Annotated in this window: 23 protein-coding genes; 11 read left to right on the top strand and 12 right to left on the bottom strand. The window is 43.3% G+C overall.

Annotation, left to right across the window (positions count from 1 at the left end):
- The first annotated feature begins 17 nt into the window (after positions 1-17).
- The gene (locus L1D15_RS00185) at positions 18-746 is read left to right on the top strand and encodes a transporter substrate-binding domain-containing protein (protein WP_239874260.1); all 729 of its coding nucleotides are present in this window, start codon (positions 18-20) and stop codon (positions 744-746) included.
- 75 nt (positions 747-821) lie between these two features.
- Here the strand turns inward: L1D15_RS00185 and L1D15_RS00190 are convergent, their stop codons facing one another.
- Complete coding sequence (locus tag L1D15_RS00190) at positions 822-1,232, bottom strand: hypothetical protein (protein ID WP_239874261.1); 411 nt, start codon at positions 1,230-1,232, stop codon at positions 822-824.
- Between the two features lie 205 nt (positions 1,233-1,437).
- On the opposite strand from L1D15_RS00190, the gene L1D15_RS00195 reads away from it, so the two are divergent.
- Positions 1,438-3,036: a hypothetical protein gene (locus L1D15_RS00195; RefSeq protein WP_239874262.1), complete on the top strand. Its 1,599-nt coding sequence runs from the start codon at positions 1,438-1,440 to the stop codon at positions 3,034-3,036.
- Between the two features lie 54 nt (positions 3,037-3,090).
- Here the strand turns inward: L1D15_RS00195 and L1D15_RS00200 are convergent, their stop codons facing one another.
- The gene (locus L1D15_RS00200; RefSeq protein ID WP_239874263.1) at positions 3,091-4,794 is read right to left on the bottom strand and encodes a hypothetical protein; all 1,704 of its coding nucleotides are present in this window, start codon (positions 4,792-4,794) and stop codon (positions 3,091-3,093) included.
- Positions 4,795-5,085: 291 nt separating this feature from the next.
- Here L1D15_RS00200 and L1D15_RS00205 point away from each other — a divergent pair, with 291 nt between their 5' ends.
- The 6 genes from L1D15_RS00205 (at position 5,086) to cyoE (ending at position 11,471) form a co-directional block, all read left to right on the top strand.
- Positions 5,086-6,120 carry a lactonase family protein gene (locus L1D15_RS00205; RefSeq protein ID WP_239874264.1) on the top strand — a complete coding sequence of 345 codons (1,035 nt, stop codon included), beginning with the start codon at positions 5,086-5,088 and terminating at the stop codon, positions 6,118-6,120.
- Positions 6,121-6,775: 655 nt separating this feature from the next.
- Entirely contained in the window at positions 6,776-7,663 is an 888-nt protein-coding gene (gene cyoA / locus L1D15_RS00210; RefSeq protein ID WP_239874265.1) for a ubiquinol oxidase subunit II, read from the top strand.
- Positions 7,663-9,699, top strand: a complete 2,037-nt coding sequence (gene cyoB / locus L1D15_RS00215) for a cytochrome o ubiquinol oxidase subunit I (RefSeq protein ID WP_239874266.1) — start codon at positions 7,663-7,665, stop codon at positions 9,697-9,699. Before cyoA ends, cyoB begins: the two co-directional genes overlap by 1 nt.
- Positions 9,689-10,285 (top strand): cytochrome o ubiquinol oxidase subunit III, encoded by a 597-nt coding sequence (gene cyoC / locus L1D15_RS00220; RefSeq protein ID WP_021455231.1) that lies wholly within the window; start codon positions 9,689-9,691, stop codon positions 10,283-10,285. The genes cyoB and cyoC overlap by 11 nt, the downstream gene beginning before the upstream one ends.
- A complete protein-coding gene (gene cyoD, locus L1D15_RS00225; RefSeq protein WP_006961883.1) occupies positions 10,285-10,596 on the top strand; it encodes a cytochrome o ubiquinol oxidase subunit IV in 312 nt (103 codons plus the stop codon). The genes cyoC and cyoD overlap by 1 nt, the downstream gene beginning before the upstream one ends.
- Positions 10,597-10,604: 8 nt before the next feature.
- Positions 10,605-11,471 (top strand): heme o synthase, encoded by an 867-nt coding sequence (gene cyoE, locus L1D15_RS00230; RefSeq protein ID WP_239874267.1) that lies wholly within the window; start codon positions 10,605-10,607, stop codon positions 11,469-11,471.
- Between the two features lie 105 nt (positions 11,472-11,576).
- Here the strand turns inward: cyoE and L1D15_RS00235 are convergent, their stop codons facing one another.
- The 8 genes from L1D15_RS00235 to L1D15_RS00270 form a co-directional block, all read right to left on the bottom strand.
- Positions 11,577-12,053 carry a hypothetical protein gene (locus L1D15_RS00235; RefSeq protein ID WP_239874268.1) on the bottom strand — a complete coding sequence of 159 codons (477 nt, stop codon included), beginning with the start codon at positions 12,051-12,053 and terminating at the stop codon, positions 11,577-11,579.
- Between the two features lie 79 nt (positions 12,054-12,132).
- The gene (locus L1D15_RS00240; RefSeq protein ID WP_239874269.1) at positions 12,133-13,020 is read right to left on the bottom strand and encodes a hypothetical protein; all 888 of its coding nucleotides are present in this window, start codon (positions 13,018-13,020) and stop codon (positions 12,133-12,135) included.
- Entirely contained in the window at positions 13,020-13,439 is a 420-nt protein-coding gene (locus L1D15_RS00245) for a hypothetical protein (RefSeq protein WP_239874270.1), read from the bottom strand. The genes L1D15_RS00240 and L1D15_RS00245 overlap by 1 nt, the downstream gene beginning before the upstream one ends.
- A gap of 797 nt (positions 13,440-14,236) precedes the next feature.
- Positions 14,237-14,611 (bottom strand): hypothetical protein, encoded by a 375-nt coding sequence (locus L1D15_RS00250; protein WP_239874271.1) that lies wholly within the window; start codon positions 14,609-14,611, stop codon positions 14,237-14,239.
- A 9-nt stretch (positions 14,612-14,620) separates the two neighbouring features.
- The gene (locus L1D15_RS00255; protein ID WP_239874272.1) at positions 14,621-14,965 is read right to left on the bottom strand and encodes a hypothetical protein; all 345 of its coding nucleotides are present in this window, start codon (positions 14,963-14,965) and stop codon (positions 14,621-14,623) included.
- 68 nt (positions 14,966-15,033) lie between these two features.
- Positions 15,034-15,423, bottom strand: coding sequence for a hypothetical protein (locus tag L1D15_RS00260; protein WP_239874273.1), 390 nt, complete (start codon positions 15,421-15,423; stop codon positions 15,034-15,036).
- A gap of 9 nt (positions 15,424-15,432) precedes the next feature.
- The gene (locus L1D15_RS00265) at positions 15,433-17,451 is read right to left on the bottom strand and encodes a glycosyl hydrolase 108 family protein (RefSeq protein WP_239874274.1); all 2,019 of its coding nucleotides are present in this window, start codon (positions 17,449-17,451) and stop codon (positions 15,433-15,435) included.
- A gap of 11 nt (positions 17,452-17,462) precedes the next feature.
- A complete protein-coding gene (locus tag L1D15_RS00270) occupies positions 17,463-18,920 on the bottom strand; it encodes a DUF4150 domain-containing protein (protein ID WP_239874275.1) in 1,458 nt (485 codons plus the stop codon).
- Positions 18,921-19,185: 265 nt separating this feature from the next.
- Between L1D15_RS00270 and L1D15_RS00275 the strand changes: the two genes are divergently transcribed.
- Together L1D15_RS00275 and L1D15_RS00280 are read left to right on the top strand one after the other, a co-directional pair.
- On the top strand, positions 19,186-20,349 hold the full coding sequence (locus tag L1D15_RS00275) for an AAA family ATPase (RefSeq protein WP_239874276.1): 1,164 nt from the start codon (positions 19,186-19,188) through the stop codon (positions 20,347-20,349).
- Between the two features lie 132 nt (positions 20,350-20,481).
- Positions 20,482-21,237, top strand: a complete 756-nt coding sequence (locus L1D15_RS00280; protein ID WP_239874277.1) for an MBL fold metallo-hydrolase — start codon at positions 20,482-20,484, stop codon at positions 21,235-21,237.
- A gap of 148 nt (positions 21,238-21,385) precedes the next feature.
- Here the strand turns inward: L1D15_RS00280 and L1D15_RS00285 are convergent, their stop codons facing one another.
- Together L1D15_RS00285 and L1D15_RS00290 are read right to left on the bottom strand one after the other, a co-directional pair.
- A complete protein-coding gene (locus L1D15_RS00285) occupies positions 21,386-22,792 on the bottom strand; it encodes a HAMP domain-containing sensor histidine kinase (protein WP_239874278.1) in 1,407 nt (468 codons plus the stop codon).
- The gene (locus L1D15_RS00290; RefSeq protein WP_239874279.1) at positions 22,770-23,450 is read right to left on the bottom strand and encodes a response regulator transcription factor; all 681 of its coding nucleotides are present in this window, start codon (positions 23,448-23,450) and stop codon (positions 22,770-22,772) included. The genes L1D15_RS00285 and L1D15_RS00290 overlap by 23 nt, the downstream gene beginning before the upstream one ends.
- 171 nt (positions 23,451-23,621) lie before the next feature.
- Between L1D15_RS00290 and L1D15_RS00295 the strand changes: the two genes are divergently transcribed.
- On the top strand, positions 23,622-24,122 hold the full coding sequence (locus L1D15_RS00295) for a heme-binding protein (RefSeq protein ID WP_040122112.1): 501 nt from the start codon (positions 23,622-23,624) through the stop codon (positions 24,120-24,122).
- Positions 24,123-24,190: the final 68 nt, after the last annotated feature.

Raw genomic sequence — 24,190 nt, forward strand, 5'->3', positions numbered from 1 at the left:
TTCATAGAGGATATGTTATGAGAAATTTCGTATTACTGGCTTTCACAGCCCTATTTTCAATCACTGGTTATACTGCAACCATCACGGCAGCACAGGATCCTTGGGCACCATTTGTGCAAAAAGACAGTGCGAATCCTGGGGTGTCAGTTGAAATCATTACCGAAGCTTTCAAATCCCAAGGGCATGAGGTTGATTTCAAAATTATGCCTTGGACTCGGGCATTGAATGAAGTGAAAGATGGACGTATCGATGTCCTAGTGGCGACTTGGTTTACCAATGAAAGGACGTCTTACCTGAACTACAGCGATCCTTACTTAGAGAATTCGTTAAAATTCATTAAACGCAAAGGGGATGGGTTTGAATACAATGGCATGGATAGCTTGTCAGGTAAAACCGTGGGTATTATTCGCAATTACGGCTATGGTGATGACTTTTTAAATGCTTCTAATTTCAAAAAACCGGAGGCGAACGATTTGGTTGCCAATGCTAAAAAACTGATGGCGAAACGAATCGATCTGACTCTGGAAGATGAACTCGTGGCTAAGTCTACGTTGTCTGGGGCTGGCTTGAACCTAGACGATTTTGAGTTTACAAGTAATGCCCTTTCTGTGAACCCTTTGCATGTGACATCGGGATTAGCCAATCCGAATAACGCTGAGTATATTGAAGCCTTTAATAAAGGATTGGCAGAGATTAAATCTAACGGTACTTTTGAGAAGATTCTGGAGAAGTACGGTATTAAGTAAAATGAAATTCCTGTCACTAAAAGAACGCCAGCTTTCATGCTGGCGTTTATATTCCTATAGATGATTATGTTATTATTATGTTTTCTTTAATTCTCTTAAGTATAATTTATCAGAGCTCTTCTTAATAGTTCCATCCATAAAATAAGCGGTGATCTCCGATTCAATAAAAGAGAATCCTTCCCCATTCTTTTTAAACGTTATCTTGGGTAGCTTACTTATATCATCTAACCTGAAAAATTCATGAGAAGACAGTTGTATATTATGACTGCTACTGAACTTTATATCTAAGTGGTGTATAGGTTTAGGGGGAGTGATCGTTAAAGAGACACTGTTTTCAGAAGCGAATTCAAGTTCCACTGTAGCTTCTCCCCTTGACAAGTAACTCTCAAACATTTGACGTTGCATGAGTTTTCTATGTAGTCGAGCATCGTCACATGAAAATGTATAGCCTGAGAAAAATACTAAAAGTGTGATTATATATTTCATACCTGATCCCTAATCATGACCAGGTATTAGATAGTAAAAATATTAAATATATATTAAGAAGTATACTAATAATAATTAAAGTCAATGCATGTTGTCTCCATATGCAAATGTTTTTAATTGTGTTTTTATCGTATGGAGTAATAAAATGGTCACATTTGATATAAATAATTCTTCTCTTCAAACTTTGCCTAAATGAAGATTATCCATGTTAAAAAAAACACCAATAGCCGTTGCCATATTTGCATCGATGGCCATTTTATCGGGTTGCAATGATTCTGAAACAGAAGTTGAAAATCTAAGTGGTCGATGGACAACCGGAGACTTGCACATCCACTCTATTCAGTCGGATGATGCGCAAAGAAACTTAGAAGACGTATTGAATCACAGCTTTGAGAATTATGGTCTGGACTGGGCTATTTTGACTAACCATTTACGTATGTCTCAACGAGATCACGCCGGAGAAGATATACCAGAAGGTCCAATCCCTTTTTCTCTAGGTATGGAAAAATTTGAAGTACCATTTACTCAGTTTTCTCAACTCATGGGTCACTATCCAGGAAAGACGATCTTTTCTGCGTTTGAGTGGGATATGCCGGCGCACGAACATTTTAATATTGCTATTTTAGGAGATGAACCTCAGTCACCTGAGTCGTTAAAAGCCATTCAGCAGTTTGAGTATTACTTTACTGAACAACCTGCTAGCGCCTTCGACCTACAAGATGTGCTCGAATGGGAGGAACAAGGTGATAGAGCAAATAAGACGCACGATGATGCTTTAACTGCATTGGCTTGGTTACAGGAGCATTACCCTACCAGCAGCTTTGGTATGATCAATCACCCATCTCGCTATAACGATAATTATGTTATTTCCGACTTTCGTGAATTCCATGATACAGCACCTGATGTTGTTTTCGCGTTAGAGGGAATGATGGGGGGACAAATGGAACCAGATCGTGGCAGCTATGCTGAACCTTACAATGATAGTAACCTGCCTTACCGCTCTTATGGCGGCGCTGACTTCATCATTGCTGAGGTTGGTGGGCAGTGGGATGCACTATTAGGAGAAGGACGTCGAATTTGGAACTTTGCTAACTCTGATTATCACTTCAAAACCGATCATGGGGAATACAGTAGTGGTTATCGTCCGGGTGAGTATGCCAAAACCCACCTATGGATCCCAGATGCGGCTGAGCAGGGAATTAAGGGTATTCTAGAAGCATTGCGATCAGGTCGATCATTCAGTACCTATGGTGATTTAATTGATGCACTGAGCTTTAACGCCATGCATGATCGAGAAGTGGCCTATATGGGCGGTGATCTTTCAGTCAATCAGGGAGATGAAGTGACAATCACCATCCGCTTCAAAAGCCCTGAAACCAATAATTATGAGGAAGAAGTTGGGAGTAATGAGCCGGCGGGGATGAAGCCTGTTGTGCATCATGTCGATTTGATTGCGGGCGATGTTTACCCAAGAGCAAAACCGGGCACTCCGGAATATGATCAAGCGGTTAACCCATCAACGCAAGTAATTGCGCGTTTTACTCAAGATGATTGGACAGTGGATAGCGAAGGTTATGCAACGATGACGTTTAGCTTTACCGCTGAAGAAGACCAATACTTCCGTTTACGTGGCACTAACTTGGCACCTAATACCCCTCACGAAACGGATGAGTTTGGTAATCCACTCCCCGATGAGCATATTGATATTTCGGACCCCCAGTCAGAGTTTAATGCCATCAACGATCGTAACTATTATGACCTTTGGTTTTATTCAAACCCAATCTTTGTTTCTGTGTCAAAGTGAGCGCTATAGAGCAGGATGTGGCAAGCCACATCCTGCTAATTAGAGGCGAAGCCATCAGAAAGCTGACTTATATTCTCTGCGACCAAACAACGCAAAGAAAGTGATAAGGCATAAAGTTAATGGCCCAGTACTCCCTCCAGACTCCGCTTGTTCTGTTTCATATGTCATCGAAGTCAATACCCATCGGTGGTCACTAGGCCATACTTCTGGAGTGTATGGTATTTCGACATGGTCGTTAGCAAATGGGTAATCCGCATTTGGATCCGGACGGCCGCCGATGACAAAGGAATCTTTAACCTTCATTGGGTTAGAGACTGCATCTCGATAATAAATAAAGTCTATGCGATGAGCATCAGCCACACCATAATTACCCCAAGTAACGCCAGGGAAGTTAATTTCTGCTGGGAGATCGTTGTTTAATTCCTTATTGCGGTTCTGACGCGCTACATCATAAGTATCAACATACCCGAGATCATTGAGCATGATGTTAGACATTGGCATGGATGGAATGGCAAGAGGAATACGTTTTCCGCGGAGTGGTTTGTGCGCTTCATAGTCAGCAGCTGCCTGAGTATAGTCGTTATGACTTGGTTCGTTGTAGTCTCCGACAAAGAAAGCAGGGATAGAGTCACCAATCATGGCACTTTCTGAGATAATATTGTCATTGCCTTCTCCCCAGTTATCTGCAGCAGCTGTAACGATTTCTTCTTCGCTCCAACCTTGGTGTGCAGTGTAAGGTACATAATGATTAGCCCAGTCTGGGTCTAACCCTAGGTGTACTTCACCAAAGTAGAAGGGCTTACCATTAGGTAAAAGGACTTCGCAACCTTGTTTATGTTCGGCAACGACCTCTAATTTTGTGACGATACGATAGTTATGACAGCTATGCCATTCTTCCCCAGATTCGGACTCAAGTTGACTCTCAATAAACTCTGGGTCGAGTCCTTCTGTTTCCGGATGCATGTATTCCTGCATGCCAACCACATCAGCGTCGAGTTCTAAGATTGTTCTTATTACTTGTCCCCCACGGCCCATATGTAAACCATTCCAGTTATTGTCATCCCAACCGTAAAGGTCAGTCCGCCATACATTTGCTGACACTACTCGAATTTCATCACGAGATTTTTGAGGCAAGCGATTAACATAGAGTTGAGTATTGAGGTCATAGACAATTTCATACTTCTCAGAAGTTAAACCTGTAAAACGGTAGCCATCTTGGCTAATGCCCAGCTCTATGGCTCCTTCAGTCACTTCCTCTAAGGTATCATCACCGATGAGACCATCGTACGAAATAGTCACATTCTGCATTACTGAATTCGTCGTGGTGGGAAGAAGATCAGGATCAAAGTTGTTTGAAATGCCATCAATGTATTTTGGCAGGCCTTCTACTGTGACTGTTAAAACAGGGCGTTGTTCGACATTGAATGCCACACGTTGGCATTTTTCAGTGGTATAGTCAGACCCTTCTAAACAGGTGAGATAATAGTCTCCGGGAAGCTGAGGCGGCAAAGTGATGTTACCTGATTCCTCCGATAAATATGACCAGCTGCCGTAATTCTCATCTGGCTCAGAGCCATCCTTAAAAACGGCGACCCACTCTACACCTTGGTCCTCTGCTTCTACACCAGTATAGCTAACTGATATTTCATCAAGATTGGTGATTTTTTTATTGTTAATTTCTAGCGTTGTGGCTGCAGCATGGCTTGTGGCCAGCAAAGCTAGGGCAGCGACGCTGAGAGAAAATGACTGATTGTTCAAAATATCCTCCTTGTTATAAAGGTTGGAGAATATAAGTCACAAGTTTAAAAATGATGTTGCTTTTACTACACTTTCATTGGTTATTATTATATTTTTCAATTGTTTATAATTATATTGGGTGGCTTTTTCTGGAGCTTAGCTCAAGAAAATTTGACGGGCTTGTCTTTCGTTAGCCCTAGTTATCAAGACGCTACTTCACAAACTGGCCAACTCATTGACTTTTGGCATTGCCGTCAACGTGTGTTGGCGGCAATGTATTAAGAGTCTAATGTTTTATTTATATGGTCAATAATGAAAGCAAGTAATCACTTACATTTTTATGTTGGTACCTATACCGACGATCCAAGTCAGAGCCAGGGCATAGCTCAAGTAAGCCTCAACACTTCTTCGGGGGAGCTGACGCGACTTGATGATGCCATGGTGATACGCAACCCCTCTTACCTCACTCACATTTCCTCTGGTCTCTATACATTTTCTGAAGTTTCCCGTTCTGATAGTGCTGTTTTGGTGTTTCAGTCGGATGCTCGCTCTGACGTGTTGGCCATTGAAGGTGACTACCCTTGTCATATTGATGTGGATTGCCAGCAGCGATATGTGGCGGTGGCCAATTATGGTTCCGGAAATGTGAATGTCTACATGTTGGATGGCGATGGAAAGCCGCTCAAACTTGTCACGGACCTGTTTGTGGATGGCAAAGGAGCGAACAGTGAACGTCAGCAATCGCCGCACGCTCATCAGGTACAGTTTTTAAATCACACACCTCAGTTGGCTGTGGTCGATTTGGGCAGTGATTCGCTGCATCTCTATGACATTGATACACAAAGTGACCAGTTCCAACTTCATCAAACCGTGTCACTGCCTCCCGGCTGTGGCCCTAGGCATCTGGTGATGAATGGTGATGAAGACATGGCTTACGTTGTATGCGAGCTAGCGGAAACGCTGATTACGCTGACTAAGGAAGGTAACCACTGGCGTATGGTAGACCAGTGCGACTTACTGCCCGGCCAGCCAAAAGGAGAGGCCGCAGCAGCGATCAAGCTGTCTTCTGATGAGCGCTTTATTTACGTTTCTTGTCGTCAGCAGAATGCGATTAGCATTTTTGAGCTGGTGGATGGATTACCTTCGTGGTTAGCGGCGCAAGATTGTCAGGGCCAGTTTCCGCGAGACTTTACGTTATCATCTGATGGCAACTGGCTAATTGTCGCCAATCAACATTCTAATAATCTCGCTAGTTACCTGCGTTGCCAATCAACAGGTCTTCTTACTCCAGCCAATTACCAGTGCCAAGTGGATGCACCAGTATGTCTGATTGAGCATTTCGTTTAGAGGCGTGAGAACCTTTCGATAATTTGGTGTTATATCAATCTGGCCCTTCTTTCCCCATTCGTTTGGATGGGGATATTTTTCTAATGGGCTGAAATCTGACGTTTTATTTCATTCATTGTCTTCGCGGGTATTGATCTAATTTGCACTGTGAATGCTTTGCGCGTAGTAGTGATCTTTTTGTGAATACCCATCAAAAACTACGTGAATTCCTTAATGTGATTAATATCACATTTATCTATCTATAGATCGATCGGTTTAGTCAGTTAAAGGCGAGCAAATGACTTATTGCTCAATTGAACTGTTAGTCGGCAACTATCCCTTATCTTTCATGGCTTTCTTATGTGGCACGTCAACGGCGTTGTGGGCGATAAGTGGCTATTGATCAATACGTCAATTTCATAAATGGAAGGTTAGTTTCCAAGTTCGACAGATGAGCTTCAATTTCGATCTAAGCATAATGCGCAGAATGTAACATTGTATTTCAAAGTGTAACAATTAAACCGCATAAGCAGCATGGTTTTAACCGGATTGCTTATTTGATAACCCCACACTTTGCTTTGCGATGCTGCACATGCTCAACACATAAACATTCTAATGACTATAACAACCGGCCTTCAGGCATTGCCCTGCAACCGGACAAACATCGAGAAAGTTAATGGAAGCCTCAAGATATAAACGCATCCTGTCGAGGGGAAGTTTGGTGACCGCCATTCTGCTGCTCTCAGGATGTAATTCTGCTTTGCTTGACCCGAAAGGTGCTATTGGTGTCCAGGAAAAAGAGCTGATTATTACCGCTCTTTTGCTGATGTTGATCGTTGTGATCCCAGTGATTCTGATGACGATTTACTTCGCCTACCGATACCGCGCAACTAACACCGACGAAGAGTACGCGCCTGAATGGGCTCACTCGACCAAGATTGAAGTGGTGGTTTGGACGATTCCTATCATCATCATCGCGATTCTTGCCACCATTACATGGCGTTCAACGCACGAACTGGAGCCGTCTAAGCCTCTGGTGAGTGATGTGAAACCCATGACGATTGAAGTGGTGTCACTTGATTGGAAATGGCTGTTCATCTATCCGGAAGAACACATTGCAACGGTTAACTACGTTGTGTTTCCGAAAGATGTCCCGGTCAATTTCAAACTGACGTCAGACAACATTATGAACGCGTTCTTTATCCCACGCCTCGGGACGCAGATCTACGCGATGCCGGGCATGGTGACCAAGCTCAACCTGATTGCTAACCATGAAGGCGATTACAAAGGTTTTGCTTCTAACTATAGCGGCGAAGGTTTCTCGCAGATGAAGTTTACTGCGTCGGCTATGCCTGATCGCGCCGCATTCCTGAACTGGGTGCAGAAGGTCAAAGCCAGCCCAGATCGCATCGAAGACTGGGAGCAATTCCGCTCTCTGGCAGCGCCAAGTGTCGCTGAGCCAGTGACGCTGTTCTCCAGTGTGCCGCCGTTTTTGTTTACTGATGTCGTGACCCAGCATCCTGGTTCAATGAACTGTTTGCCTGAAAACCAAGGACAATCGTAATGTTTGGAAGATTAACTCTCGATTCAATTCCATACCACGAACCCATCATTGTCATCACCTTAGCGATTGTTGCTCTGGTTGGCTTGGCAGTGGTTGGCGCGGTGACCAAAGCAGGGAAATGGCAGTACCTGTGGAACGAATGGTTTACGTCAGTAGACCACAAAAAGCTTGGCTTTATGTACATCGCAGTTGCGATGGTGATGCTGATACGCGGATTTGCCGACGCGGTGATGATGCGCAGTCAGCAGCTGCTATCTTCTGCAGGAGAAGCGGGTTACCTACCGCCTCATCATTATGACCAGATTTTCACCGCGCACGGTGTGATCATGATTTTCTTCGTCGCTATGCCTCTGGTTATCGGCCTGATGAACATCATTGTTCCGTTGCAGATTGGTGCTCGTGATGTTGCCTTTCCGTATCTGAACAACCTCAGTTTCTGGTTGTTTATTGTTGGTGTCATCCTGACCAATATGTCGCTAGGCTTAGGTGAATTTGGTCGTACTGGCTGGTTAGCGTATCCGCCTCTGTCGGGTATTGATGCTAGCCCAGGAGTTGGGGTCGATTATTGGATATGGGCCTTGCAGATATCCGGTGTCGGTACCACGCTGACGGGTGTGAACTTCTTCGCCACTATCCTGCGTATGCGCACTCCGTCTATGCCAATGATGAAGATGCCAGTTTTCACTTGGGCGTCTCTATGTGCCAACATCCTTATCATCATCTCGTTCCCAATCCTGACAGTGACGATTGCATTGCTGACACTGGATCGATACCTCGGATTCCATTTCTTCACCAATGATCTTGGCGGCAACGTGATGATGTACGTCAACTTGATTTGGGCATGGGGCCACCCAGAGGTGTACATCCTGATCCTGCCAATTTTTGGTGTGTTCTCGGAAGTGACCGCAACCTTCTCTCGCAAGAAATTGTTTGGTTACACCTCGTTGGTGTGGGCAACGGTAGTGATTACTATTCTGGCGTTTGTTGTATGGCTGCACCACTTCTTCACTATGGGATCGGGTGCGAACGTTAACGCCTTCTTCGGTATCGCAACCATGATCATTTCCATCCCAACCGGGGTGAAGATTTTCAACTGGTTGTTCACCATGTACAAAGGCCGCATTCGTTTTACCACACCAATGATGTGGACGGTGGGCTTCCTGATCACCTTCTCAGTCGGTGGTATGACTGGCGTACTGATGGCGGTTCCGGGGGCTGACTTTGTTCTTCATAACTCAGTATTCCTAATCGCGCACTTCCATAACGTGATCATCGGTGGTGTGGTGTTTGGTTGCTTTGCGGCAATCACTTACTGGTTCCCGAAAGCGACTGGCTTCACGATGAACGAAGCTTGGGGCAAGCGTGCATTCTATCTTTGGATTGTCGGCTTCCTGATGGCTTTCCTACCACTGTACGCACTGGGCTTCATGGGCATGACTCGTCGCTTGAGCCAAGACATTAACCCAGAGTATTTCCCTCTATTGGCTGTTGCGGCGGCAGGTACTGCTGTGATTGCGATGGGCGTCGTATGCCAGTTCATCCAGATTTACGTCAGTATCCGTGATCGCGAACAGAATCGTGATCTGACAGGTGACCCATGGGGTGGCCGTACGTTTGAGTGGGCGACGTCTTCACCTCCGCCGTTCTACAACTTCGCGCATTTACCAAAAGGCGACGAACTGGACGCATTCTGGTATCAGAAGCAGAGCGGTGAGTTCGACCCAACCAAAGAAGTGGAATACGAACGCATCCATATGCCGAAAAACACGCCGACAGGTATTTATGTATCTGCATGGGCACTGGTATTTGGTTTTGCGATGATTTGGTACATCTGGTGGCTGGCAGCAGCGAGTTTCGTCGGCATCATCGTCACCTGTATCCAACACAGCTACAACGATGACGTTGACTACTACGTCGAAGTCGAAGAGATAAAAGCGATTGAAGCTGAGCGCCGTGCTCAGTTTGAAGAAGCAAATAAAAAACCTGTGCAAGATGATAATAAGAAAGACGCTCTGGAGGTGACGTATGCAAGCTAACATCGCGTCTCACGCTCATGATCACCACGACACCAGCGGCAACAAGCTGTTTGGTTTCTGGGTTTACCTGATGAGTGACTGCGTACTGTTTGCGACCCTGTTTGCGACTTACGCAGTACTAGAAAGCGGCTCGATTAGCGGGCCGACAGGTAAAGATATTTTCGAACTGCCGTTTGTGTTCGTTGAAACCATGCTGCTGCTGTTCAGTAGTATCACGTTTGGCTTTGGCATGATTGCGATGAAACGCAAAGATGTCGCGGGCTTAAAGCGTTGGTTGCAAGTGACTTTCTTGCTCGGGCTTGGCTTTATCGGCATGGAAGTGTACGAGTTCCATCACTTGATTGCTGAGGGCTACGGCCCACAGGCGAGCGCATTTCTTTCAGCGTTCTTCACGCTGGTGGGCACTCACGGCCTGCACGTGACGTTTGGTCTTATCTGGCTGGCGGTGTGCTATCACCAACTGTCGACGAAAGGTCTTAACGACAATATGGCGATGCGCTTTAACTGCCTGAGCCTGTTCTGGCACTTCCTAGACATTGTTTGGATCTGTGTTTTCACCATCGTTTACTTGTTGGGGGTAATGTAATGGATCAACATCTGGAAACGGGTGCATCGGATTACGTTAAAGGTTTCGTTGCATCTCTGATTTTGACCGTGATTCCGTTCTACTTTGTGTGGACGCAATCGCTGCCTGACACGACAACATATGTTCTTCTGTTTGGTTGTGCTCTGGTGCAAATCTTTGTGCACTTTAAGTACTTCCTGCATATGGAAGTGAAAACCTCCGATGGTCGCTGGAACCTAGTGTCACTGATGTTTACTGCCATCGTTGTCTTGATTCTTATCGCTGGCTCGGTGTGGATCATCTACAACATGAACGTCAACATGAAGCTGTAGGCCAGAGTATGCTGAAAAGTTATTTGTCTATTGCCAAACCGGGCATCATTTTCGGCAATCTGATATCTGTTGCGGCGGGGTTTTTCCTTGCCGCAAAAACAGAGCACGCAAGTCTGAACTTGTTACTGGCGACACTCGCTGGTGTCGGACTTGTGATTGCTTCAGGCTGCGTAGTGAACAACATCTTTGACCGAGACATCGACCAAAAGATGAAGCGCACTCAGAATCGAGAAACCGTCAAAGGTAATATCAATATCGATGTTGCTTTTGTCTATGCCTTGGTGATGCTGCTCAGCGGGACCGCCTTGTTGTTTCAGCTCGCCAATCCGCTGTCGGCAGTGGTAGTGCTTTTGGGCTACGTGTTTTACGTGTTTTTCTACACCATGTGGTACAAGCGTACGTCTGTGTACGGCACGCTGGTGGGTAGCATTTCCGGTGCAGTGCCACCTCTGGTGGGCTATCTGGCGGTAACAAACTACATCAGCCTTGAGGCCATTCTGCTGTTTACCATGTTCTGCTTATGGCAAATGCCGCACTCGTACGCGATTGCGATGTTCCGTATGCAAGATTACCGTGACGCGGGCATTCCAGTTTTGCCAGTGAAAGAAGGCATCAACAAAGCTCATCGCCATATGAAGGCATATGTTGCGGCTTTTGGTGCCGTCTCACTAGCTCTATTCCTATTGGGAGAGGCTGGCTATGAATACCTAGCGGTTACCGCTGTTGTGTGCTTCATGTGGACGCAGGTGACGTTTCGCAAGGTTGACTACAGCAATTACGTCCAATGGTCGAAATCGGTGTTTAAAGTCTCTCTGCTGGTGGTGATGAGCATCAGTGGTGTTCTGGGTCTGGAGCTGATTCCACTACCCATCTAACGAGTTAAGCGCTCCTTCCTGAATCTGCTAAGCCGATAACGGTTTTATGCCTGAGATATCCGATACCGGCATGTTTGTGTAAGCAGAGAAAGGGCGGGGCGCTTTTTATTGTTCGTAAGTAGATAACAGGTATTTTTTGACCTTAAGTAACGTATCGTATTTATACTCGCTCGTACTGCCATCAGAGTAGTATCCAGAAAAACCCTCTAAGTTGTTGCCCTGAGATATGTTGTTTTCACGTATCAGTGACCCATTTTCAAACTTGTACAGATAAGAAGTATATTGAGTACCTTTTATATCGAAGTGGTTTATGTCCCAGAGTATTTGGACTAAAAGGTACGGGTTGTTTCTTAAGGATATCTCATCCATACCGTTGAAAATCGGCGGTCCTCCTTCAACAGTATATTCGTCTACTTTGGTGGTCTTACTTCCGGTAGTGATGGACAGAAAGTAGGGAGCGTACTCGTGATCCTGTGCGGAAATATCAATCCTACCCCCTTGTTCTGTCACCAATGTGGCAATTGAGAAAGCGGGAAATGCAGTGGCCATAGCGAATGCTACTAGGGTGTTTTTTATTTTCATGACTATTGAAATCTCGCTCCAAAATGGGGAGGAAATGGCTTTGATACTTCTTTACCTTCATTACACATAGATAGCTTGCTTATTTTTCTACGATGCTATCTTTAAGGTTTTCGACTTCAAGATAATTATATACTCTCTCAGGAACTTTATTAGATTGATTATGTTTCCTCATTAGGTTGTAATAAATCAAATAATTTCTTTTCGCAAGTTTGTGGTTTTTTAATTCTTGATACGAATCAGCAAGGTTAAGGTAGGCGACAGTTCTATTAGGAACAATGGCTGTTAGTTTTTCTAAAATATCGATCGAAAATTTATGATATCCATCCTTAGAGAGATAATAAGCTATATTGTTATAATGGACTTGGTTTTCCTTTTTTATAGGGTATAGAGCATACAAATTTATAAATAGGTTTTTACTTATAGGTACTTCTTTTAATTTAAACCTTTTTTCAATCCAAGATAAATTATATTCAGAATCAACATAGATGTGACAATATTTATTGAATCCTTTGTCATTCTCCAGAAACAAAAGAGGTTCTAAGTCAGACACCGATGCACCCTCTAATAATATGTTAGTGTTCTTCTGACATTTTTTAGTTATTGAAAAGATACCATCTGATACATAACTTATATAAGATTTTGTTCTTCTTACTATAAATTCATTGTTTTCATACGATATGTATATTTCAAACTGTCCAGAGAAACTGTTACCTTTATTAACTATGGTGAATCCATCTGAGCTGGGTTTTATTTCTTTTAAAGTACTATACTCATCGATAGTAAAGTTACTAGCTTTGAGAACAAGACTATTACCCTTGTAGATAAACAGGGAATTATCAATAGGGTTGGTTTTTATCATGAATGATGAATTCGCAAAGTTCGCATTAAAATGCTCATCTTCAAAAGCTAAAGATGAGTTAATGAAAATTAACTGAAATATTGCTAATATCAAATAGTTTGACTTCATTATTCATTACACTTTTGTAGTTTCAATATGCCTTTATCGATGGGTAAGGAATAAAAAGGGAGATTAATCCTTTTTCCATCTGAATCGATTAACCCAAACCAATTAAACGAGATTCCATTTCTTATTTGGTTTATTTGTGCAATTGGATATGTAACATCTATTTTGTCAAATGGTATATCAAAGCCTCCTAGCCCGATATCTGACGAGCTGTAATATAGGTGATAACTATCATCATGGTTTAGGACTTTGGCTTTGATATATACTTGATTACTGGCCACTTCAATCACTGCTTCTTCATTCTTAATTGATACTTCCCCAAATGACTCATGAAAAGTCCCACATTCTAATGCATAATACCCATCAAAATTTTCACTTACTATTGAGTTAGATATGAGAGTGACTACAGCTAGTGATTTCATCCTTTTCAACCCCGAAGAATATAAATAGGTGATGGAAAAATGAATATTGTGAAAGTTATGGCGACCAAATGTTTCTTTCTAACACCGTTACTAATCATAACGATATTTCCTTATAATATAAATTCAATCTATTTTTGCAATATTCTTTGCTCTCGCTGTATAACTTGTTATTTATTTTACAGCTTTTGTTGATGTAGTCTTTCCATGGTTTCAGTGGCTGCTCTAAGGGTTTAGTATTATGTCCTTGACTGAAAATTAAATTACCAATCTCCACTCCAATACTCGGATCTAGAAATCTCGCTAAAAAATTTAGGATCTGGAAATGGTTCATATCTCCCACGCTGATTTAAATCTTCTCGCTTAAAAAAGACTCTGTTCCATTCGCCACTTGGATCCTTTCTTTCTGCTGCTAGTATTATATTTGAAGTTACATTCTTATATAGGTACTTGTATTTCCCTATATAAAAAACTATGGATTCATCATTAACGGAACCACCAGACGTCATTGACGTAGTAGAAGTTTTTTTTAGAGATTTCATTTTGGGAAAAGACCAACTCTATGTTACTTATGTTTCCGTATCTGTACGTAATCTCTTGCTCATTAAGGCAAAATGAGACTAAATTGTCATTTTCCAATATTACTGTGGATAATATTAACTCATTTTTATAGCAAAGTGACTGGCTATGAAATTTAGATCCACTTGCTGTAGATGAAAGTACTATTAAAGGTAAAGATAGAAAAATAGCTCTTTTCATTTTAAGTTTCAAAAGTTTATCTGAGCTTATACATTTCAATTTTATGGCATACTCAACACTGATTCGAGATAGGTATTGAGTTCTTTATACTCATTTGTCATACAAGAAGAGAAGTTAGCAAACTCTGCATCAGTATTTTCTGAATTATAAGTATGAAATTTGCATTTTGTCTCAGCATACTCTTCCCAAGAGCTAATCATTAAGGAAAATTTTTCTTTTCTTTTTGGAAAATACTCTTCTATTAGGTTCTTATTGTTCTCTACATTCTTGAATTCTGCCAATAGCTTTATGTTTTCATTATTATTGATGGCTTTGAGTTGTTCGTTTTCTGGTTCGTTGAAAGCCGAAACTGCTGGGAATCCAACGAGAATCAGAAGGTACAAATACTTTTGTCTGCTTAATGAAAGTTTATACATAACTAAATATCACTGTTCTAAAGGATTGCATGTTATTTTTTGTTTATAAACTTCTATCGTACATTTTTGACTATTCCATGGGGCCCCAACAACAAAATCTACATTACCTGAATTAACTTTTAAACTTGTAACATATATTGTTGGGTAATCATTTAATAGGTCTAGCCCGCTATCATCCAGTTTACAATATTCTTTTTTTTCTTTTTTATCTAATATTTCAACTGTTACACAAGGGTTACTTTTTTGAACATAAGAAACTATCCTTTCTTTTTTAATTGAGGGTGAGTAATTGGAATGATAGATACGTAACTCATCAATAAAAGCCGCTTTAGCTATTGACGAAAATAGTGTCAAGAATACCGCTATTTTCAATCTTCTGGAATTATGAATCATATGTTAAAATTAAATTTGACAGAAAAATGTTAATCAATCTTCTTGTTTAAAACCAAATAATTTGGAGTATACGGAGATGATTCTATTTGACTTATTTTTGACCAAACTAGTAGGTTGTCCTCTTGGCAGATAATAAACTTTGGATTGCTTGAAGAAAACGGATCTGTTGTCTCGCCTTTGTAACAGTTGGTGTCCATTTTGTTTAATATTATTGGTGGTCCGGCTTCAAGCCGGTCATTTATCTTTCTACCGTTATCAAAAGTAAAAAAATACTTAAGTGTTAATCTTTCACTTGAATTTTTTTCAATTTTTAAAAAATAAGTACTACTTGATTTTTCGCTTGTCCATTGACCTAATATTTCAGCATGAACACTTTGGGAAAAAATTACGACAAAGAAAATGGACTTTATAAAATTCATTAGTATACCCTAAAAATAATTAAATGAGCGTGCTCTGGTCAACCAACCTTCTCTAAACTTATCTTGGTTTGGTACATTATCAGCTCTATAGTTATAATATTCGATTCTCTTTTCTCGAAACGTGATATATAACTCCTTTTCTTTTCCTTGGGATATGAGCTCATTTGTCGCTTTTAAGGTGCCAGGCCCCATATTCCAGTCTTCGACAACATCACCTCCCAACGCATTTATGGCTCTTTGTAAAACCACAGCAGAGCCCTGAGGCGCATTGTAATAAAAATCTACAAATTGAAACGCTACGGGGCAGCTATTAATCTGATCTGCATAGGATTTTTTCCAGTAACCTTCTAAGAAAATAGCGTATGCTTGCTGGTCTGTGATATTTTTTAGAGTTTCGACGCTGGCCTCTACACCAAATAGCTTTTTAGAGTACCTTTTCCAAGTATCTAGTATGACACCTTTGTTTGTATGTCCTCCTACATCATCTGGATCGTTTATATAATCGCCTTCGTGTACCAATATTTCAGTATAAAACAAATGGCTCGGGTCACATTTTATCTTGGATTCTCCAGCTTGGGTAACAAAAGGCCAATAATGCCAGACACTTTTATCGTCTGGGAGCGTAATCTTGCTTTGTGTGTCTTGCATCCAGGAAAACTTATCCGCTCTTTCTCGTTCATGCTGTGAAAACATGTCGTGATGGTTCATGACCTCACTACGCCAAGGTGACTCTAGATAGTCCTTTTCAGAAACAAAACCTGTCATGTACTTTTCATCCATCACTTCTTTGGCGAGTTGATGAATCATAGAATAGCTATCTTTAGTGACGTCTGTATACCAGTCAGAAGGGTGCTTTGCGATAACGCGCTCAAAGTGTTTACGTTTGTTTTCTAAGTAAACTTTGGCTTCTCTTGGTTTGAATACCGAGAAATCAATCTCTTCACCTTTGGATAGCTCTTCGAGCAGTTGGCTATAGAACGCATTGGATACGCTCAGAGCGCCATCACTTCCACTGCCATCAATGATGATAAGAGGGCTTTCTTCTGCATTTTTTGGGGCAATCTTTTTTAAGAAAAACTCAGGCGGTTTTTCTACGGAAAATAGCTCTATGTGGACTCGGTTGTCTTCTTTCTTGGTGGCGTGGGCATCGTTACTGTACTCGTGAAGCCCCATATAGCCCAGTTCATCCCCCGCTTTCACTTCGATAGCGCCAAAGTCGATATTGAGTGGTAAGGGGAGGCCCAGCGTCACGACACTGCCATCACGTAGCGAGGCGGCATCCTTAGACATCCATTCTGGTTCAGAGACAGGCTCTGGGATCATCACTGAGGTGTCGTTAAGAATATCGAAATCGCTGTCTTTACCCGCAGCAAACCAGACGATTTTGCCTTTCATTTTCTTTTCGCTAGATGAAGGAGAGTCACCTAATTGAACAACACGGCACTTAATCATCTTATAAGTGTGGCCTCCAATTTCAAACCCTACGGTTTCTTGCTCTTCTGCATGCAAATATTCCAAAACCGTGCCGCTTGACATAGAGACTTTGCTTTCCACTTTCCCTCTTTCAGGAGCACCACCAAGTTTAAACGTTCGCACGTTCCACCCATCATCAACCAACTTATAGCGAGTCGTTAGCGATGAATTAGCCCCAATATCCGATGGTGGAGCAAGGTGCATGTAGAGAGAGTACAGTTTAAAGACTTCGTCATCCTTTTCTGGGTTTTTGTATTCATGTTCCAGTAGAACGAAGTTGTTACTGTATTTGAGTTCTTGGTCTTTGTATGTGGTGGTTTGATAGTCAGGGTGAATACGATACGCGATAATTTTCCCATCCATCATTGCTTGGATTGGTCTTAACCCTTTGCCCCATGGCACCATTTTGGATGTTAAATGAACACCACTGTGCCAACCATAACCTTGCCCTAGAAGGTAGCGCCCGCTTTTGACTTGATCGAAAAGTTTAGTGAAATCACTAAGCGTATGATAGGGCTCACCATTTCTTTGTGTTATAGGAAAAACTGCATCCATGAGGTCATACCTTAATCTGAGAAAACGTCATCAAAAACAATGAAAGAAGGACGGTTGAGGTTGTTGGCTTTGGTGTAGACAACAGCGTTGATTTCACCTGAATTCGTCGCGAAGCCCGATTGACCCGTGACATTAACGATGGTGCCAATCGCCATACCTGAGATGGTTAAAAGCTTATCGTTAGTCTGGGTTAGGATTTCACTGAAGACATCAGGAAGAGATCGAGACATCACTTTCATACCATCTCTGTACCCTTGAACGCCTTCTTGTACTGCCGTCAGAGAGCGAGCCTCGGCTTGGGTTTGAATAAACTCTAAGCGCGTGTCCAACGCGGCAATCAAGTCATCGATAAAGCCACAAAGCTGTTGATTGATAAGAGTCCATAGAACCATCTGAAGGTGCTGTATGGTATTACCTGTACCCAGCAAACGAAGCTTAGCGAGTAACTCAGAAGGTGGCTCCAGAAGATCGGCCTGGAATAGGATGCGCAGGATATCGCCGTTCTCATGCACTTTCTCGAAAAGGAGTTCAAGCAGGGATTCGTACTTTTCTAGTGATTCAAGATCTTCCTGAATATGGAAAAGGGATGAAACGAAAGACTCGGAGAAATCGTTAGAATGGTTTTTGCTGACCACATGGGGTGACAAGATTCGGCTTTGTTCGTAAACCATAGCCTTGAAATCATCATCGCTAAAAGAAGGCGAGAGCAAGATGCCCCAGTCATTGGAAACACCAACTTTGTCCTCCCAAAACGGCGCTCTTCTCCCCGCAACAAAAGTACAAAAGTCATGAGAATCTTCGTAGGTTTCTGTAGGAACATTCACAGGTAGAGTTGCGTTTGGGGTATAGGTGTCTGTGGTCTCTTTTAGCACCAAGATACATTCTTTTAGTGGTAAGCCGCCGACGGTGCCACAACCTGTTGAGTCTAAAACCCCGCCACCAATTGAGCCGCCACCAGATTCTCTGAGTTCAAACGGTGCGTTAGCGTAAGGTTGGCCATTAGGGTATTTGCAAGTGAGATCCAGCGTATAAGTACCTTCCTGATCTTCGGTGACAGATACCGATGGGTTCTGTACACCGCCAAGACACATAGTATTCGCTTTGTTCATCGTCATCTGGTCTGTCAGACGACACACTCCAATGCCTTCCATTGTTACAGTCGGAGAAGCCGAGATAAATTCGGCTTCGGACTCAATCGTTCCAGACGACACGCCTTTTTTGTCACCGCCTGCATCCCCTGTACTGACTGCAAACTTGCTGCCTTTGATAGCGATGCTGTTGCCACCATCCATAGAGACAGTCGTGGTTCCATCGACAAGATCGGCTGATTTTGCATTGTTACCATATGGAATGGGAACAACGGAAGGACCAACTGTGGTTAAACAAACATCGGGTAATGTGGCATTGGCTTCACCCCCCGATCCTTTATGGACCACGCTTAGCCCATTAGCACAAACTGTAACACCCATGACGCACCCTGAATTCTCATACAAAGATGGGTAATAATATAAAATAAAGCGCACATCAATCTCACCAAAAAACCAGTTAAAATGAATGGTTTAACGTTCTAAATAACTAAAATAAAAAATTTTGGCTGGATGTCTCACAAAAAGGGGGTTTAGCATTGTGAGGGGCGTCAATACTGGGGGGAGCATGACATATAGATAAGTGAATGTTAACGTCTGACTAATACATTTTTAATATATAATTAACCCACCCAAACGAGATGTAAATATGATTACAGCATTGGCGATCAATAATTATCGTTCGATCCTAAATCTGGTTGTTCCACTAGGCAGATTGAATGTGATCACGGGAGCCAATGGCACTGGCAAATCCAATTTGTATAAAGCACTTCGTTTATTGGCGGATACAGCGCAAGGTGGTGTGGTGTCTGCGCTTGCGACTGAAGGTGGCCTAGATTCAACTTTCTGGGCGGGGCCGGAAAAGATAACCAATGCGATGAAGCGAGGTGAACACGCCGTTGAAGCCACCGTTAGGCAGAAGGTCAAACGTCTCAAGCTTGGCTTTGCGACAGAAGAGTTCAGTTATGCGATTTCTTTAGGTTTGCCAAAACCAACGACATCGATGTTTGGTTTTGACCCAGAGATAAAACGTGAATGTATTTGGAATGGCCCGTTGTATCGACCAGCTAGTGCGTTGATAGACCGAAACGGGCCAGCGATCAAAGCGCGTGAAGGACGAAAATGGCAGGTAATTTCAAGCCATATCGCTACTTATCATAGCTTGTTCGATCAAATCGCCGATCCAATGGCGACGCCTGAGGCGTTTATGCTGAGAGAAACGATTCGTGGCTGGCGCTTTTATGATCATTTCAGAACCGACAAAGACGCCCCCGCAAGACTGCCTCAGCTTGGAACTCGTACTCCGGTTTTGCATCATGATGGTCGCGATCTGGCTGCAGCCTTACAGACCATTATCGAAATTGGTGACAAAGAGGTGCTTTACAAGGCCATCGACTATGCCTTTCCCGGTGCCACTCTCCGCATCGTTAATCAGGCTGATGGCCGATTCTCGTTAGAGTTTTCGCAGCATGGTTTATTAAGGCCATTAAGTGGAGCTGAGTTGTCAGATGGGACTTTACGTTACTTGCTGTGGGTGGCCGCTCTTCTTACGCCTAGGCCACCAAGCTTGATGATTCTTAATGAGCCAGAAACCAGCCTTCACCCAGATTTGTTACCTGCTTTAGCTCGTCTAATTTCTCACGCGGCAAAGAATACTCAAGTCTGGGTTGTGTCACATGCGCCTCGCTTGATTGCGGCTTTGGCTGAGCACCCTGAATATCATGCAATCCAGTTGGATAAGGAGTTCGGCCAGACGATCATTCCGGATTTAGACCCTCTTTCATCTCCAAATTGGTACTGGCCTGATTCTTAACTAGAAAGACCTCTTTCTATTTCTACTTCACCAACATGGGGCAAATAATGACCAATGTTCCTCTCGCTGAAGGCTATTAATGACTAAACTCAAAGTCATGTTCAGTGAAAGTGGTCTTTAGGGGAGGGCATAATGACAACCCAGAACATTCAGCACTTTTTTCATCCTGAGTCCGGCAGCTTGAGTTATGTGGTGGCAGATTCGGACACTAATGAGGCGATAGTGATAGATCCTGTTGCTGATTACGATGAGGAAAACTGTAAGATCAGCTTTGAATCCGCGCAGCAGATTATTGAGCACGTTAAACAAAATCAACTTCATGTCACCGCGATTCTTGAGACACATATTCATGCTGATCATTTGTCGGGTTCGTTCTATCTCAGTAAAGTACTACAAGCGCCTATCTACATTTCTGATCATGTCAAAGAGGTATACGCTAGCTGCAAGGATGATCTGTCACTTACCGATCTTTATCATTTTGAGCACTTCCTGTTGGAAAATGAACAACTGGATTTTGGCCATTCACATATAGAAGTATTAGAAACTCCCGGCCATCCACCATCTGATCTTACCTTTAAAATTGGTGATGCATTATTCGTGGGTGATTCACATCTTCATTCTGGAGAAGGGGATTTGGCTAAAGATAGCGACCCGACATTTGAGTCATTATCTAAGATATATGAACTCAAAGACTCGACCAAAGTGTACCTGTGTCATAATGAACCAAGCAGCCCGGATGAGTTGGTTTATAAGACGACACTTGGTGATGAATTGCGCGATCAGGGCTCTGTTCATCAGCCTAGCAGCAGAAACCCAAAGCTGCCGACCCCGAAGCTGGTAAGCTCCGCGCTAGAATATAACCTTACTGCTATGAGGCCACATATGTAGATGGAATTGCCACCACTGCGCAGGCCAGTGTTTGATGAGCTAAGCTCCGCCTCTAGAATCTTAATGAATTTGTTAGTGAAATTCCGCCTGTGGCGCTACAGCCGATGAACTGTGTGGTATTTAAAAAGGGGGACGTTTGTCCCCCTTTTTATCCATTACTGTTTGAGTTCGCGCTCAACGTAATCGTAAACGTACTGCCTTGATTCGGTTCAGACACCAGTTGAATATTGCCACCTAAGTTATCAACCATGGCTGCGGCAAGTGATAGGCCCAGTCCATAGCCTTCAATATTGCTGCGACTCGCATCAACGCGGTAGAGCCGCTCGAAAATCAAATCCTGATACTGTTTGTCGATACCAATACCTGTATCTGAGACAAGAATCTGAACGTGATGATCACTGGTTTTATCGGCTTTTAGAACAACTTTTCCGCCTGTTCCGGTGTATTTAATTGCATTATCGACCAAGTTCACCAGCGCCTGTGTGAGTTTTTCTGGGTCTGATTGAATGATGAGATTGTCATCAGCTATTGCCTGCAATTGAATCTGCTTGTCATCCGCTACGTCTTCATACCAGCTCACAACGGTTTTCAGCACCTCAGAGACATTGGTTGAGGTGCTTTGTTGCTGACGTTTGCCGGTGACCTCATCGTTGAGCTTCATTAGAGCGGTCAGCATATTGCTGGCCTGCATTGCATATTCAGCGCAATCAGATAAAGCGTGCTCCATCTGCTGGGGGTCTTTGCTGTCTAACAGCGCGGATTGTGAAGAGAGCGTAATTCGTGATAAGGGAGTACGGATATCATGAGCAATGGCATCGACGGTCGTATTGAGTGTAGTGGTGACATGATGCAATCGGGCGATAGCGTCATGCACACTGGCACTGATGACGCTCAGCCCTTGCGGTGTGGCGGCTGGTTTGTCCGTCATCTCTAACTTGCCTTGGCTGAGCTTATCCAGCGAATCTCCGAGCGTAACCAGTGGTGACATCGCGCTGCGAATAATGCGGTGAGTGAACAAAGTAGTGATAGCAACCAACACAATTAAGGCGTACAAAGTCATCAGCCATTGTTTGTAGGCGATGGCGTAACGCGGTTGATTGTCGAGAACTAACCAAAAATCCAGCGTTTCTCCTTCAATCTTCAGCGACATATATGGGTTAATAATGAAAGCCGTAAACCAAGATTTATCGTCAGTAAGGTAATCATTGAGTAGGATGTCGGCTGGCAAGTTGCTGTCACCAGCGACAAAGTTGGGGCTGGCCGTAGGCTCTTTCGAAATAGAAAAAGCCGCGATATTGTTTTCAATCAGGCGATGCGGATTGGCCGTCATGACGTGAATCAGTTGATCGGCTGAATCGTAGGTAAGAATACGCTGGTATTCAGTGGCCATTGAGTTGAGGATTTTCTTTTCGGTGCGGTATAAATCGAAGAAGAACATCACTCCAACCACTATTTCAACCAGTATCAGGCACAGCAATAAGATCGCCATAAACCGCATCAGTAGTGTGTTGCGTGCCTTAGCCAGTGCCTGCTCAATGTTGTGACTTGAGGACATAGCCAACCCCTCTGAGTGTATGAATTAATGGGGTATCAAAGCCTTTGTCCACTTTGCTGCGTAAACGACACACCAGTACATCCACCACATTGGTCTGCGGATCAAACTGATGGCCCCAGACTTGCTCAAGAATGGCGGTTTTTGAAATGACGGTTTCAGGGTTTTCCAGCATCAGCTTGATCAACATGAATTCTCGTTGATTGAGTTGAATCGAGGCGCCATTTCTTTCAAGTGAGTGTTTGAGTAGGTCCAGCGATAGCTCACTGTAGCTCAATTGATAACTTTGCGCAGGGTTCTGTTGACCTCGGCGGGCCAGTGACTGACAGCGAGCCAGCAGTTCCGGAAAAGCGAACGGCTTGACCAGATAATCATCGGCACCAGATTGCAGCCCTTTGACTCTTTCATCTACAGAGTGTTTTGCGCTCAGGATGAGAACCGGTGTTGCGTGGCCTTCTCCTCTTAGTTGAGCCAAGACTTCAAAGCCATCTTTTTGTGGCAACATGATGTCGAGCACAATCACATCGAAAGATTCGCTGATGGCTTCATGCAATCCGTCAACGCCATTGGTGGCGTGCGTTATTGTACAGCCTTCCTGCTGAAAGCCATTGATAAGAAAGCGTGCTATGTGGGTGTCATCTTCAATCAAAAGTATTTTCATCAGCTGTCCATTTCCTCACTCTCCCTAAACAGTCCTTCATACTCTACCAACAACCTTTCATGAATTTAACCAAGATTACAGCTTTGTAATGATTGAGAAAGTCTTCAGTAATAGAGCCTTAGTTAGGATGTACCTGTCGAATCAAACAAGGTCTACCTTACAGGAGTGAACATGAAAACTATCAAACTTAGCGTACTAGCAGCGTCTCTTGGCTTCCTTTCAATGTCTTTCAATGCGTCAGCCGCAGATAAAGGCCACACCGTATCAGTGACGCAAATTTCGTCTCAGTCCGCTTTCAGTCTGGCAAAAGAAGCCGTTAATCAATGTGAAGCGAAAGGCTACAAAGTATCAGCGACAGTGGTTGACCTGTCGGGCAATGTACTGGCTCAACTCCGTTCAGATGGTGCAGGCATCCACACCTTAGACAGTTCACGCAAGAAAGCCTTTACTGTGACCAGCATGAAACAGCCGTCAGGCAACCTGATGAAGCTGATCGCTGACAAGCCAATTATGCAGCCTTTGCAAAATATGGATGACAACTTGCTGTTCTTAGCGGGTGGTGTTCCTGTTCAGCTTGATGGCAACCTAATCGGTGCAGTTGGTGTAGGTGGAGCACCGGGTGGTCACCTAGATGTGGAATGCGCTGATGCCGCAATCAAAAAAGTGTTCTAATTTGAGTTAACCACTGCCTTTGAGTGAACTCAATTCCCCGACCAGAGACACTGGTCGGGGTTTGTTTG

It is taken from the genome of Vibrio sp. Isolate25, assembly GCF_022398025.1.
Lineage (GTDB): Bacteria > Pseudomonadota > Gammaproteobacteria > Enterobacterales > Vibrionaceae > Vibrio > Vibrio coralliilyticus_A.